Genomic DNA, 14,110 nt, shown 5'->3' with positions numbered 1-14,110 from the left:
CCTGCGCGGTGCCCCCGCGTGTGCTGCCCCCACCCCGCCCCTTCCCTGAACCCTCCGGGGGTGGGGGTGGAGGAGGTTGCCCGGGGGCTACGCCCCCGGACCCCGTTCGCGGGGCCTGCGGCCCCTGCACCCCGCCATGGGGTGGGTGGGTACGCGGGGCTTCGCCCCTGCAACCCGCTTCGTCTGCGGGCCGGGGCTGGTCGCGCAGTTCCCCGCGCCCCTGGAAGGGCCCTCCGGACCCCCTTTGCGGGGCTGCGCCCCTGCACCCCCTGCAAACTCAGCGACCCACATCCCACATCCACACCCCACCCACCCGCCGCCCCTGCCGCCCCAGCAACCTCGACACCGTCTCGTACAGCGCGTCCTCGTTGTCCTGTGGCGGGAGTACGACCACCCCCGCCTTCCAGTACTCCAGGTCCGCGCGAGCCTGGGCTCGCCACGCCTCGCCTATGTCGGGGATCGGGGCGCCGTAGCGGACGTCTCGGAGGAGGTTGGAGGTCCAGCGGGGGGAGGCGCCGTAGATGCCTATGTGGTCGGGGCCCCAGGGGCCGTTGAAGTAGCCGCCGGGGAGGGGGAAGCCGAGGCCGGACTTCACCTGCCAGTGCAGCGCGTCCGCCGCCGTCGGGTCCGGTACCGGCACCGTGACGACCGACTCGCCGGGCTTCACATACGTACGCCACAACCCGTCCGCCAGGAACTCCGGCACCGGCGCCCGTTCGTTCACCGGCAGCGGTGTCGGCACGATCGGCAGCAGCGCCACCGCCACGGCCGCGAGGCCGACGGAACGGTTCACCCGGCCCGCAGAGGAACGCATCAACCTCCCCACCGCCAGCGCCACCAACGCCCCCAGCGCCGGTGCGCAGATCATCGCCACCCGGCCCTCGATCACCGACTCGAAGAGCGGGCGGTGGGCCAGGGCGCGCCAGGGGCCCGGCAGGACCACATGCGTGTACGGGATGCGGATCCTCTGGCCGAGCGAGAGCACCGCCGCCGCCACCGCCGTGAACGCCAGCGCCTTCACCAGTGCGTGGCGCCACAGCCGTACCGTGATCGCGAAGGCGAGCGCGATCAGCGGCCAGCCGTAGAACGCGTTCTGCTCGGTCCGGTTCAGCGCCAGCTTGTCCGCGACCGACTCGTCGCCGAGCAGCGCGCGTCCCGAGAAGCGCAGGAAGGACAGCGGGCTGTTGCCCGCGCTGTCGCCGTGCAGCACCGAGTGATAGCTCTGGGTGCCGAAGAACTGCCAGGTCAGCGGGTATGCGACCAGCGGCAGGAAGACCAGGAGCGCCACCCCGATCCCCGTCGCCAGCGGGCGCCAGGCCTCGCGTGCGACGTCTCGGCGAGCCAGCGCGTACGACAGCGCGAACAGGAGGATGCCCAGCGAGGCGAGCAGCAGGACTTCCTCGCCGAGGAAGATCTGGTACGCGGTGAACAGGCCGAGCAGCACCCCGTCCCGGCGTACGTTCGCCGCCGGTGCGCACAGCCGCAGCACGCGGTCGAGGATCAGCGGGATCATGAACAGCACGCAGAAGTTCGGATGCGCGTTGGCGTGCGAGATCATCGGCGGCGCGAACGCGGCGAACGCCCCGCCCAGCCCGGCGGCCCATGGATCGCTGGTCACCCACCTCGCGAAGAGCCGGAACCAGGCGTACGCGGTGGCGGTCAGGCCCAGGGTGAGGACGAGCGCCCAGGTCACCGTCGGGCCGAGGGTCAGGGTCACCGGCGCGAGCGGGACCGACAGGCCCAGCATGGGGGTGTTGCCCATGAGGTTCACGCCGTCGGGGTAGTTCTGCAGCGTGGTGAACAGCGGGTCCCGCAGATGCGCAACGTTGTCAGCCGTTACCGCGAAGAACCACTCCCACTGGTTCTGGTCCTGCCCCGAGTCGGCCAGATAGCCCCGCCCCAGGTCCGTCCACAGGTTCTTGTAGAGCAGGATCGACGTAAGGAGAAATAGCGCCAGGAGCGCCGCATTCGTGCGGCTCGCCGCTCTCGCCTTCAGGCGGACCAGTTCCAGCAGAACCCTGCCGTAGTCCGCCGGGCCCACCTTCGAGCCCTCCTGGTGGGACCAGCGGACCGGGACCTCGGCGACGGGCCAGCCGTGGCGGCGGAAGTACTGGAGGATCTCGACGTCGATGCCCCAGCCGTCGAGGCGGGCATCAGCGAAGGCCGCGCGGGCCTTGTCGCCGTCGAAGAGTTTGAAGCCGCACTGCGTGTCGTGGATGCCGGGGACGGCGACGGCCCGTATGAGGCGGTTGCCCATGCGGCCCAGCCATTCGCGCACCCGGCTCTGGTGGACCGCTATGTCGGCCTCGGGGTGGGCGCGCGAGCCGATCGCGGCGGCGGCCTGGGCGCCGTCGAGCTCCTTGGTGAGCCGGTCCAGCTCGGCGACCGGGGTGGCGAGGTCGGCGTCGGTGAGCAGGACGCGCGCGCCCCGCGAGTCGGCGACGCCCAGGCGCAGGGCGTGGCCCTTGCCCCGGTTCTGCCCGGCGGCCACCAGCCGTATCCGCGCGTCCTGGGCGGCGGCCTCGCGGGCGATGTCGGCGGTGGCGTCCCCGGACCCGTCGTCGACGACGATCAGCTCCCACGTCAGCGGCGAGGAGTGCAGATGGTCGCGGATCGCGTCCAGGGTGGGGCCGAGGCGCCGCTCCTCGTTGTACGCGGGGACGACGACCGAGAGGTCGAGGGGGCGGCCGTCGGTCACCGCTTCAGCCGCTCCGCCCAGGTCAGCGAGTGGGTGTTGTACGCGCAGATCACGGCGAACGCGGCGTCGCCGTCGCCCGCGATCACCGCGTCCACGAGGTCGCCGTGGCCGCTCCACAGCCAGTCGGTGAGGTCGGTGCGCCCGCGCAGATACGGCACGGCGAAGACCCAGCACTGCATCCGCAGCCGGTGCAGGAAGTCCGAGATGTACGGGTTTCCGGCGAGGGCGCCGAGCTCGCGCCAGAAGCGGAGGTCGTAGCCGATGAGGATGTTGAGGTCGCCGCTGCGGGCGGCCCGGGAGGCCTCCTCGGCGCGGCGGCGCACGGAGACCAGCGCGGGGCCGTGGGCGGCGCCGAGTTCGGTGATCTTGCGGAAGATCCCGTTCACGATCAGCGACCTGGCCTCGACCATGCCCTTGTAGTCCTCGACGGAGAACTCGTGGACGCGGAAGCCCCGGTGCTGGTCGGAGTCGAGCAGCCCCTGCGCGGTCAGGTCGACCAGCGCCTCGCGGACGGGGGTCGCGCTCACCCCGTACTGCTCCGCGATCTGCTTGACGGTGAACTCCTCACCGGGCCGCAGACGCCCGGCCAGTATCTCGTCGCGCAGCGCGTCGGCGATCTGGCGGCGCAGCGTGCTGCGATTCACGCCGGAACCGGTGCCTGGTCCGGTGCCGTGACCGTTGCCTGATCCGTTGCCCATGGGCGTCCCTCCCCTCCGCGGCTATCCCGCACACGATAGGCCAGGCGGCGGGGACTATTACGGTCACATGTCCAGGCGGTACTCCTCCGTATCCGCGTGGTAGCCGAACAGCTCCGCGTACCGGCCCCAGTCCGTGGCGGTCTCCAGCTGCCGGTCCACCTGCTCGCTGGTGTAGTGGTGGGCGAGCAGATCGCGGAAGAAACCGGCGCGCAGCGACTGGTCGGGGGCGCGGGTCAGACCGCTGGTGATCACCGCTACCAGCGGGACCGCGAGCGCCGCCTGGGCGAAGAGGCGCTTGGACTCCTGGACGTCGGCGCGCGCGAACGCGGAGCCCAGCTCGGTGAGCGCCAGGTCCCCGCCCTCGACCTCGGCCAGACCGAGCAGTTCCAGGGCGTCGATCTGCGGCAGCAGGTCGTCCACTTCGAGGCCGAGCTCGTCCGCGAGTCCGGCCACCTCGGCGCGGTCCTCGTCGTGCTGCGCCACGATCTCCGCGAGCCCGGAGAGGCCGTCGACGGAAGCGGGCGGCACCGGCGTGTTGCCCGGCGTGCGGCGGCCCGTGCCCGGCTCCGAGAGCTTCGGCACGTCCTTCGCGCGCCCCGTCATCACCTCGTAGATCGCGTCCACGATCCGCTCGAAGGCCGCGCTCTGGCGGTCGCGCGGCCGGGGCAGGTCGACGGTGAACGTCTCGCGGATCGTGCCGTACGGCCGCGCCCCCAGGACGACGACCCGGTCCGCCATCAGGACGGCCTCCTCGATGTTGTGCGTCACCAGCACCACCGCCCGGGTCGGGAACTGCCCCGACTCCCACAGCTCCATCAGCTCGCCGCGCAGGTTCTCGGCGGTCAGCACGTCGAGCGCCGAGAACGGCTCGTCCATCATCAGCACATCGGGCTCGACCACCAGCGCCCGGGCGAACCCGACGCGCTGGCGCATCCCGCCGGAGAGCTCCTTCGGATACGCGCTCTCGAACCCGTCGAGCCCGATGAGGTCGATGGCCTGCACGGCAGCGGCGGCCCGCTCCTTCGCCGGTACGCCCTTCGCCTCCAACCCCAGCTCCACGTTCTGCTGCACGGTGAGCCAGGGCAGCAGCGCGAACGTCTGGAAGACCATCGCCGTCCCCGGGTTCGCGCCGGTCAGCGGCTCGCCCCGGTACGCGACCGCCCCCGAGCTCACCGGAACCAGCCCCGCCAGGCACCGCAGCAGCGTGGACTTGCCGGAACCGGACTTGCCGAGCAGCGCGACGATCTCGCCCGCGCGGATCTCCAGGTCGATCCCGCCGAGCACGGGGAGCTCGCCGTCGGCTCCGGCGTACGACTTGGTCAACGCCTGGGCGCGCAACAGGACTTCACCCACAGAGGTGTCGACCACAGAGATCTCCTTTGGCTCGATCAGAGGGAGTAACGCGTCTCGGCGTACCGGTAGAGCCGCCGCCACACCAGCCGGTTGAGCGCCACCACGTACAGGCTCATCACGGCGACGCCCGCGATCAGCCGGGGGAAGTCGCCGTTCTCGGTGGCGTGGAAGATGTACGCGCCGAGCCCGCTCGCCGTCAGGGTCGTACCGCCGAAGGTGACGACCTCGGAGACGATCGAGGCGTTCCAGGCGCCGCCGGACGCGGTGATCCCGCCGGTGACGTACGAGGGGAAGATCCCCGGGATGATCAGCCGCCGCCAGCGCTGCCGCCCGCGTACACCCAGGTCGTCCATCGCCTCGCGCAGGTCCGACGGGATCGCCATGGCGCCCGCGATGGTGTTGAAGAGGATGTACCACTGGGCGCCGAGCGCCATCAGCAGGACACAGCCGACGTTCATGTCCACGCCGGTGCGCAGGAAGGCCCACATGGCCAGCGGGAAGAGGAAGTTGGCCGGGAAGCTGGCGAGGACCTGCACCACGGGCTGGGCGATCCGGGCGAGCCGGGGCGAGAATCCGATCTTCACCCCGACCGGCACCCACACCAGCGTCGCGACGGTCACGAGCACGGCGACGCGGGCGAGGGTGGCGAGCCCGAGCAGCAACGGTTCGCCGAAGACGCTGAGCCCGGTGCGCTCGTGGAGGTAGCGGAGGAGGTGGAACAGCCCCCATCCGGTGAGCAGGACGCCGACCGTGCCGAAGACGAGGTCGCCGAGGCGGCGGCGGGCGGGGTCGTGGGCGAGGGGCCGGTCGTCACGCCCGAGGACGCGGGCGGCCCGCCCGAGGCCTTCACGAAGGGGCCGAGTCCAACGCGCGATCCGCCCCGGCCAGTTGGAGCGACGCAGAAAATCAAGAACGACCGAGCGCTGCACCTCGCTCGCCTCGGACTGCTCGTTCTTGAACTTCTCCACCCATGCGGTCAGCGGCCGCCAGAAGAAGAAGTTCACGCCGATGACCAGGAGGGCCATGGTGGCGATGGCCCAGCCGATCTTCCCGAGGTCGCCCTCGGCGATCGCGGCACCGGCGTACGAGCCGACGCCGGGCAGCGCGTACGCCTTGTTGCCGACACTGATGGCCTCGGAGGCGACGAGGAAGAACCAGCCTCCGGCGAAGCTCATCATCCCGTTCCAGACGAGGTCGATGGCCCCGTTCGGGAGCTCGATCCGCCAGAACCGCATCCACCGGGTGAACCCGAACGACCGCGAGACCTCGTCGAGTTCGCGGGGCAGAGTGATCAGCGAGCGATAGAAGCTGAAGGTCATGTTCCAGGCCTGCGAGGTGAAGATCGCGAAGATCGACGCGCATTCGAGGCCGAGGAGGGAGCCGGGGAAGAGGGCGATGAACCCGGTGACGGCGACGGTCAGGAACCCGAGGACGGGGACGGACTGGAGGATGTCGAGGGCGGGAACGAGGACCCGTTCCAGCCGACGACTCTTCGCGGCGGCGTACGCGTACACAAAGGTGAAGCACACCGAGAGCCCAAGCGCGACGAACATCCGCAGCAGCGAGCGGGCGGCGTCGTACGGGAGGCGGGCCGGGCTGGTGTCGGTGGTGGCGACGTCCGCCGGGTCGAAGCTGACGGTGGTGCCCTTGCCGACCTGGAGGACGAGATAGCCGAGCACCAGAACGGCCGCGGCGACCGCCAGATCGATCCAGACGGGCCGCCGGGAGGAGGTCTGTGGCTTCATCGGCGTCATCGGCTTCATCGGGAGAACCGTACGAACTGGGAGGATCAGGCCGGGGTGGAACACACCGGCTGCGGCAGGCGGCAGCCTGGCACATTCTTGCGCAGATACGCAAATACGGCCCGGAACGTTCGCTCCGGGCCGTACGTATGTGTTCCTACTCGGTGTACTCGTCGGCGACGGCCAGGGCGTCATCCAGGACGGCAAGGCCTTCCTTGGCCTCGGCCTCGGTGATGTTGCAGGGCGGGACGACGTGGGTGCGGTTCATGTTGATGAAGGGCCAGAGGCCGTTCTTCTTGCAGGCGGCGCCGAAGGCGGCCATGGGGGCGGCGTCGGCGCCGGAGGCGTTGTACGGGACGAGCGGCTCGCGCGTCTCCTGGTTCTTGACCAGCTCAAGCGCCCAGAACACGCCCGTGCCGCGCACCTCGCCGACCGAGGGGTGGCGGGCGGCGAGCTCGCGAAGGCCCGGCTCCAGGACGGCCGAGCCGATGTGGGCGGCCGCCTCGACGATGCCCTCGTCGGCCATGACGTTCAGCGTGGCGACGGCTGCGGCGCAGGCGAGGGGGTGGCCGGAGTACGTGAGTCCGCCCGGGAACGGCCGCTTGTCGAAGGTCGCGGCGATCTCGGCGGAGATGGCGACGCCGCCGAGGGGGACGTACCCGGAGTTCACGCCCTTGGCGAAGGTCATGAGGTCGGGCGTGACGCCGTAATGATCGGCGGCGAACCAGGCGCCGGTGCGGCCGAAGCCGGACATGACCTCGTCGAGGACGAGCACGATCCCGTACTTGTCGCAGATCTCGCGTACGCCGGGGAGGTAGCCGGGAGGCGGGGTCATGATCCCGGCGGTGCCGGGGATGGTCTCGAAGATGATGGCGGCGATGGTGCCGGGGCCTTCGAAGGCGATGGTGTCTTCGAGGTGCTGGAGTGCGCGGGCGCACTCTTCGGCTTCGGTGGTGGCGTAGAAGGCGGACCGGTAGAGGAAGGGCGCCCAGAAGCGCACGACACCGGCGGACCCGGTGTCGGAGGCCCACCGCCGGGGGTCGCCGGTCAGATTGATGGCCGTCGAGGTGGCCCCGTGATACGACCGATAAGCGCTCATGACCTTGTGGCGGCCGGTGTGCAGGCGGGCCAGCCGGACGGCGTTCTCGACGGCCTCGGCGCCGCCGTTGGTGAAGAAGATCTTGTCGAGGTCGCCGGGGGTGCGCTCGGCGATGAGGCGTGCGGCCTCCGAGCGCGCCTCGACGGCGAAGGCGGGGGCGAAGGTGGCGAGCTTGCCCGCCTGCTCCTGGATCGCGGCGACGACCTTGGGGTGCTGGTACCCGATGTTGGTGAAGACGAGGCCGCTGGTGAAGTCGAGGTAGCGGTTTCCGTCGTAGTCCCAGAAGTACGAACCCTCCGCGCCGGCGACGGCGAGCGGGTCGATCAGGCCCTGGGCGGACCAGGAGTGGAACACGTGCGCACGGTCGGCGGCCTTCACGGCCGCGCCGGCCCGGGGGTCGGGTTCGACATGAGGGGTCATGGGGCCAGGGTAGGTAGTCGCAGGTGGGGGTGGGTATGGCCAGGTTGTATGGCGTACGGGCCGTGGCTCGGCAGGGTGTCGCCCCCGGCCCCGCTCCTCGGTAGATGACTCAGGAGCCGAACGGCTCGATCTCGCCCGCGAAGACGATGACCTGGTCGATGAGGCTCCGTCGAAGGTGGACGACATCCGTTCCCGCCAGGCGGGGGCCTCCGTCAGGCAGGGTGAAGACCCACTGGTACCGGGCCCATTCGTCAGGCATGTCCACCGCCGAGCAGCGCACCATCGTGCCGGTCCCCGCCGGGTGGCGCCGGATGTCCAGCACGAACCGCTCGACCGCCGCGATTCCCTCGCTGCGGCCCAACGGCCCCCAGAAGACCACGTCCGAGGTCAGGGCCTGGGAGAGCAGGGCGGTCACATAGCTGTCGTCCGAGGCGTTGAACGCGGAGATGAATGTGTCGATCGCGGAACGTGCGGTCTCTTCCTCCATGCCCCAGTAATACCAGCCCCGGTCACAGCACCAGGAGGGCCCGAAGGGCCCATCTAAGGGGCGCGGGGAACTGCGCGAGCAACCCAGCACGGTCCGCAGACGAAGCAGGGCGCACTATCCTCAGCCCGTTGGAGCTCGTTCGAGCGGGGGGAGGCGACGGGCGGACATGGAGCAACTGGAGTCCGGGGATCCGCAGCGGATCGGGGCGTATCGGCTGTTGGCGCGGCTCGGCGCCGGCGGGATGGGGCAGGTCTACCTCGCCCGGTCCGAGCGCGGCCGCACCGTCGCCGTGAAGCTCGTACGGCAGGACCTCGCCGAGCAGCAGGAATTCCGCGGGCGGTTCAGGCAGGAAGTGCAGGCCGCACGGCGGGTCGGGGGCCAGTGGACCGCGCCCGTCCTCGATGCCGATACCGAGGCACCCACACCCTGGGTCGCCACCGGATACGTCGCCGGGCCCAGCCTCCAGGAAGTCGTCGGCGGCGACCACGGCCCCCTCCCCCAGCACTCCGTACGCGTCCTCGCCCGAGGCCTCACCCACGCACTCCAGGACATCCACTCCGCCGGGCTGATCCACCGCGACCTCAAGCCCTCGAACGTGCTGATCACCATCGACGGCCCCCGCGTCATCGACTTCGGCATAGCCAGGGCGCTGGAGACGGTCACCGATGCCGGGCTGACGCGCACCGGCGCCCTCGTCGGATCGCCCGGATTCATGGCGCCCGAGCAAGTGCGCGGCGACCGCGTCACCCCCGCCTGCGATGTCTTCTGTCTCGGCTCCGTCCTCGCGTACGCGAGCAGCGGCAAGCTCCCGTTCGGCGGCACCGCCAGCGGCGTGCACGCGCTGATGTTCCGGATCGCGCAGGAGCCGCCGGACCTCGACGGCGTCCCGGAGTCGCTGCGCGACCTCGTACGGGACTGTCTGCACAAGGACCCGGCCGCCCGCCCGTCCCTGGAAGCGATATTGGAGCGGCTGGGCCACGACGACCAGCCCAAGGGTCCCTGGCTGCCCGGCGCCCTCGTCGCCCAACTCGGCTCCCACGCCGTCCAGTTGCTGGAGATAGAGAACCCGGAGGGCGGTACGGGACAGACCCCGCTCGTACCGAAGGAACCGAAGGAACCCATAGCCCCGCCCCCACCGCCGACAGCCCCCGCCGCCTGGCCCGCCCCGGCGGCCACCCACACCCCCACCGTCACCTCCCAGCCCGCGCCCCACCACGGCTACGGCCCGCCCGTGAACGCGAACCCGCACGCCGGATACGGCTATCCGCACCCGTACCCCACCCCCGGCTACGGCCCGCCCCCGCTCCCGCCGGAGGAGCCCCCGCGCCGCAGCACCAAGTCGACGGTCGCGCTGGTCGTCGTCGCGCTGGTGGTGGCCCTGGGCGCGGGCGGCTCGGTGTACGCCTTCATGAACGGCGACGACAGCAAGGACGAGAACAAGAAGTCCCCGCCGTCGGCGACGTCGCAGGTCCCCAACACCCCCTCCGACACGCCCAGTTCCACCGCGCCCGACACCCCCACCCCCAGCCCGTCCACCGGCAGCGGCGACATCCCGCAGAAGTACCTCGGCACCTGGTCCGGCGCGATCGACAGCGCCGGCGGGACCAGCACCCGCCGACTCGTACTCCAGCCCGGCAAGGTCGGCGACACCGTACTGACCCTCATGGCGGACGGCCCGCTGGACACCGGCGGCACCTACCACTGCGTCTTCCGCGCCAAGCTGGCCGCGCCCACAGACCCCAACGGCCCGCTCCACCTCGGCCCGTCGACCGTCGAGTCCGGCCCGTCCGGCTCCTGCTCCCCGGGCGCGGCCACGACCCTCACGATCGAACCGGACGGCCGCCTGAACCGCCGGAACGACGACAACGGCGACCAGTTGACGTACGACAAGGTCGCGGAGCAGTAGCCTCCCGGCAAAGACGTTAAGAATCAAACAAAGAGTCGGACCGACGGGGCGCGCACCAGTGGCCCCAGACGTCAGGCTGTCCCCCGCAAGTACCGGCACCACCACCGAACTTGATGGGGGACAGTCATGAACGTACGTTCATTCAAGCCAGGTTCGAAACTCAAGCGCGCGATCGGGCTCGGGATCGCGGCGCTGGCGCTCACGGCGGTCAACACGACGGGCGCGCAGGCCGCCGGGGCGGGCGCCGAGACCAGCTGCCGGTCCAGCAACCTGCTCCTGATCGACGTGGAGTCGCTGCACGACAGCGCCGGAAACCACATCGGCAACGTGCAGCACTTCTACGACCAAGGCTGCTACGCCGCGTTCGCGCGCTATGTGCCCTACATCCAGCAGTTCAACGCCAACATCGGCGTGGCCATCTACGACCCTGACAACAGCTACCACATCACGTTCAACACGAACGTCCCCGCCCAGAACTACGGCACGTTCGTCGACTCGCCGCACGTGTGGCTGGGGGCCTGGTCGTCCAACAAGTGGTTCCACGCCCGTGCGGACATCACCAACACCGGCAACGGCTGCCACATGACCGGCGACACCTACAACCACGACTACGACAACGGCGGCTGGAGCGGCAGCGACTGGAACTGGGTCCAGTGCTGACCGTGAGCGAATGACCGAATGACCGTCCCGGTGAATTCCGGGCACCCCGACGCCCCTGCCGGAACACCCGGCAGGGGCGTTGTCGTCAGGCCACGGCCAGCAGCTCCCGTACCACCGACAGCAGCAGCATCGCGTGGACGAAGCGGTCCTGTTCGTACGGCGGGCAGCGCCACGACAAGGGCCAGGTCCGGCCCCGCAGCGCCGGTACGGGCACGTAACTGACCCTCCCCGCCGCCGCGTTGAAGCGCGTCGCGCCGGGCGGCCAGCTGTGGCGTGCCGTGGTGCCGGGCGCCACGAGGAAGTAGACGCCGCGCCGCCCGGTCGCCTCCGCGACGATCGGGCCGGGGTCGCCGCCCGTCATCACCTCCAGCGCGTCCGCGACCCGCCGCCCGTCGTCACCGTCGACCCGTACGGCGTCGAAATACACTCCCGCCTTTCTGAGTTGGAAGCCGGACGACGGAATCCAGTCCGGCTTCGCGACGAGGTTTAGTTCACCGTTTCGCGTATCCATAAGGACAGCTTCGGCCCGTCCCGCTAGCGTTTCCCCTGGCTCTCGGGGACCGTCGGGTTTCGGTTGTCCAGCCCGAACTCCCCTTGAATTGAGTTGAATTCGGCGGGGATCAGTTGAGACCGGTTGAGACCGGTTGAGTTCGAGGCGGCGAGATTTATGGCGCGAGCAGAAAACAAGAACACCGCAGGTCCGACGGCCCGGATGGTGGCCAAAGTGGCTCGGCGGCTGCGCGAGCGGAAGGGGTGGTCGCAGGAGCGGACCGGCCAGGAAACGGGGTTCTCCGGCGCGGCGATCAGCGCCATGGAAACACTCGCACAGCCCGCGAGCGACCTGATGCTGGTGAAGCTGGAAGAGGTGTTGGGGGAGGGCCTGGGGATCTTCGAGGATGCACGGCCGTTGATGCGAATGGAGAAGTATCCGGTCCAGTTCCAGAACTACTCGCTGCTGGAGCAGGCCGCGTTGGCCCTGTACCTGTACGCCACACTCGTCATCCACGGCCTGTTCCAGACCGAGGACTACGCGCGGGCGCTGATCGGCGGCGGGTACCCACTCCTGTCGGAGCAGCGGGTGGAGGAGCTGGTCGAGGCAAGGATGGCTCGTAAAGCGCTCTTCGACCGGGAGCCGCCCGCGCTCATCGAGCTCATCCTGGAGGAGTCCGTCCTTCGGCGGCCGATCGGAAGCGAGGAGATCATGCACGGCCAGATGCAGTACCTGGCGGAGTGCGCGCGGAGGCGCAACGTCACGGTCCAGGTGCTACCGATGGACTGCGGGCTCGACGGCGAGTATGCAGGCGACCGAGGCGAGATGAACGTGGTCGAGACCCCGGAACACGACCGTCTAGTCTTCCTGGAAGTGCAGGGCGAAAGCCTGCTGATCGCCGATCCCGCGAAGGTGAGCACCTGTTCCCAGCGTTATGCGAAGATCCGGGCACAGGCCCTGGGTCCTCGTGAATCGCTGGGTCTCATCGAGCGGTTGGCAGGAGAGCAGAAGACATGAGCAACACCCTGCGGTGGTTCAAGTCCAGCTACAGCAGCGACAGTGGTGGCGAATGCATCGAGGTGGCCTTCGACTGGCGTAAGTCCTCGTACAGCGACAGCGGTGGCGGCAACTGCGTCGAGGTGGCCGCCTGCGCCCACGCCGTCCACGTACGCGACAGCAAGGTCACAGACGGCCCGACCTTCGAGGTCAGCCCGGACAGCTGGGCTCAGTTCGTCGACTGGGCGGTCTGAGGCGCGGCGGCGGTCGGGACGAGTTCGCGGAGCGGGTCCGCCGAGTCCGTGCCCGACCTGCCGAACGGCGCGTCGAAGCTCCAGACCAGGAACAGCAGGAAGACGATCAGCCCGCTGAAGACACCGGCGAGCAGCAACTCCCTTCCTGAGCGCCGGATCTGGAGCGTAAAGATGAGCCCGATCGTCACCACGGCCCCGACGACGAGGCCGAACCAGACGACCCCCGGCAGCGTGGACCCGGCGTTGTCGAGCCGCGTGTGCCGGGCGTCGTCGGCGATGGCGATCTGGTCGAGGAGCGGCTGATACGCCTGCGACTGGATGTCGTTGGCGGGTGCGCGGTGGGTGACGTCGGTGCGTACGGCCGCGAACAGCTGCGCGCCCTTCGGCGACGGTTCCTCGCCCTTGACCATGAGGGGCCATTCGGCGTTGACGGCGTGGGCGGCGTACGCGTCGATCTCGCCGCGGATGCGGTCGCGGACGGCGGGCGGGTAGACGTCGACCCGCTGGCCGACCTCGTACAGGGCCTGGGCCTCACGGCGTACGGAGTCGTCGGCCTGGCCGCGCGCCTCCCACACGCCCGCGATCGCGAGGCCGAGCACGATGGCGTACACGACGCCGACCATCATCACCATGTACTCGATGACGTCGGGCGTCTCACTGGTGTCCTCGCCCTCGGCCACCCGGCGGTGCCGCAGCATGGTGGCGGTGAGGACGACGGCGCAGACGAGCACCAGGGCGATCACGAGAACTAGCCATTGCGACACTAGCGGGCTCCGGAACGGGATCGGGGGCGGAGAACTGCGGCCGCCAGTACGGCCGGAGTGGTGACGACGAGCATGAGCGTGACCGTGGAGAAACCGGCCGGGGCGGGGCGTTGTTGGGCGGCGGGGTGGTACGGGGCGTGGTGCGGCCTGGTGGGGTGCGGGGCGGGCCCTTGCGGTGGTGCCGGGTTCTGGTGGGACGCCGGTGCGGCGGGTCGGGGCGTCGCCGTCACGGGTGCCGGCGGCACTCGCGGGTGCGCGGGGACGGGGTCGGGAGCGGGGACGAGTACGGGGTCGGGGGCGCGGGGGACCCTCGGCGGCACCACGTGGGGCGCGGCCACCTTCGGCGGGACGGGATTGACCGGGCACACCCCGATGCCCGCGTACACCTGCGCGCCTATCGGGCTCAGCGCCACGGCCGTACCGAAGCAGAGCAGCAGCTGACGGATGATCACGCCTGGCTGAACGATCCTCCGGGGCGGGGCGATACGGGTGGGAACGCGATCTGGCATACGGGGTACGGGCGTTGACCTGCCGCGCCCACCC

At 70.2% G+C, this 14,110-nt stretch carries 13 protein-coding genes; 4 read left to right on the top strand and 9 right to left on the bottom strand.

Translation table 11 applies throughout. From position 1 onward, the window contains the following. Positions 1-277 precede the first annotated feature (277 nt). From ACT1U9_RS16580 to ACT1U9_RS16555, 6 genes are all read right to left on the bottom strand, one after another. Positions 278-2,698: a dolichyl-phosphate beta-glucosyltransferase gene (locus ACT1U9_RS16580; RefSeq protein ID WP_444533519.1), complete on the bottom strand. Its 2,421-nt coding sequence runs from the start codon at positions 2,696-2,698 to the stop codon at positions 278-280. Then, positions 2,695-3,396, bottom strand: coding sequence for a GntR family transcriptional regulator (locus ACT1U9_RS16575; protein WP_444533518.1), 702 nt, complete (start codon positions 3,394-3,396; stop codon positions 2,695-2,697). Before ACT1U9_RS16575 ends, ACT1U9_RS16580 begins: the two co-directional genes overlap by 4 nt. Before the next feature lie 63 nt (positions 3,397-3,459). Continuing rightward, positions 3,460-4,764, bottom strand: a complete 1,305-nt coding sequence (locus ACT1U9_RS16570) for an ABC transporter ATP-binding protein (RefSeq protein WP_444533517.1) — start codon at positions 4,762-4,764, stop codon at positions 3,460-3,462. A gap of 20 nt (positions 4,765-4,784) precedes the next feature. Continuing rightward, positions 4,785-6,512, bottom strand: coding sequence for an ABC transporter permease (locus ACT1U9_RS16565; RefSeq protein ID WP_444533516.1), 1,728 nt, complete (start codon positions 6,510-6,512; stop codon positions 4,785-4,787). A gap of 136 nt (positions 6,513-6,648) precedes the next feature. After that, the gene (locus tag ACT1U9_RS16560) at positions 6,649-8,010 is read right to left on the bottom strand and encodes an aspartate aminotransferase family protein (RefSeq protein WP_444533515.1); all 1,362 of its coding nucleotides are present in this window, start codon (positions 8,008-8,010) and stop codon (positions 6,649-6,651) included. 109 nt (positions 8,011-8,119) lie between these two features. After that, positions 8,120-8,497, bottom strand: coding sequence for a nuclear transport factor 2 family protein (locus ACT1U9_RS16555; RefSeq protein ID WP_444533514.1), 378 nt, complete (start codon positions 8,495-8,497; stop codon positions 8,120-8,122). A gap of 166 nt (positions 8,498-8,663) precedes the next feature. On the opposite strand from ACT1U9_RS16555, the gene ACT1U9_RS16550 reads away from it, so the two are divergent. Further along, on the top strand, positions 8,664-10,403 hold the full coding sequence (locus ACT1U9_RS16550) for a serine/threonine-protein kinase (protein WP_444533513.1): 1,740 nt from the start codon (positions 8,664-8,666) through the stop codon (positions 10,401-10,403). 126 nt (positions 10,404-10,529) lie between these two features. Continuing rightward, positions 10,530-11,063 carry a hypothetical protein gene (locus ACT1U9_RS16545; protein ID WP_444533512.1) on the top strand — a complete coding sequence of 178 codons (534 nt, stop codon included), beginning with the start codon at positions 10,530-10,532 and terminating at the stop codon, positions 11,061-11,063. Positions 11,064-11,148: 85 nt separating this feature from the next. Here the strand turns inward: ACT1U9_RS16545 and ACT1U9_RS16540 are convergent, their stop codons facing one another. Then, complete coding sequence (locus tag ACT1U9_RS16540) at positions 11,149-11,574, bottom strand: hypothetical protein (RefSeq protein ID WP_444533511.1); 426 nt, start codon at positions 11,572-11,574, stop codon at positions 11,149-11,151. Between the two features lie 156 nt (positions 11,575-11,730). Between ACT1U9_RS16540 and ACT1U9_RS16535 the strand changes: the two genes are divergently transcribed. Both ACT1U9_RS16535 and ACT1U9_RS16530 read left to right on the top strand, forming a co-directional pair. Beyond that, positions 11,731-12,570 (top strand): helix-turn-helix domain-containing protein, encoded by an 840-nt coding sequence (locus tag ACT1U9_RS16535; protein WP_444533510.1) that lies wholly within the window; start codon positions 11,731-11,733, stop codon positions 12,568-12,570. Next, complete coding sequence (locus ACT1U9_RS16530) at positions 12,567-12,803, top strand: DUF397 domain-containing protein (protein WP_444533509.1); 237 nt, start codon at positions 12,567-12,569, stop codon at positions 12,801-12,803. The genes ACT1U9_RS16535 and ACT1U9_RS16530 overlap by 4 nt, the downstream gene beginning before the upstream one ends. On the opposite strand, the gene ACT1U9_RS16525 is transcribed toward ACT1U9_RS16530, so the two are convergent. Then, positions 12,779-13,567, bottom strand: coding sequence for a bestrophin-like domain (locus tag ACT1U9_RS16525; RefSeq protein ID WP_444533508.1), 789 nt, complete (start codon positions 13,565-13,567; stop codon positions 12,779-12,781). The two genes, ACT1U9_RS16530 and ACT1U9_RS16525, sit on opposite strands and share 25 nt — an antisense overlap. After that, a complete protein-coding gene (locus tag ACT1U9_RS16520) occupies positions 13,567-14,019 on the bottom strand; it encodes a hypothetical protein (RefSeq protein ID WP_444533507.1) in 453 nt (150 codons plus the stop codon). Before ACT1U9_RS16520 ends, ACT1U9_RS16525 begins: the two co-directional genes overlap by 1 nt. Positions 14,020-14,110: the final 91 nt, after the last annotated feature.

Source organism: Streptomyces sp. BR1 (genome assembly GCF_052373795.1).
Classification (GTDB): domain Bacteria; phylum Actinomycetota; class Actinomycetes; order Streptomycetales; family Streptomycetaceae; genus Streptomyces.
The sequence above is the reverse complement of the archived record's forward strand: the minus strand, read 5'-3'. Positions and strand labels throughout refer to the sequence as shown.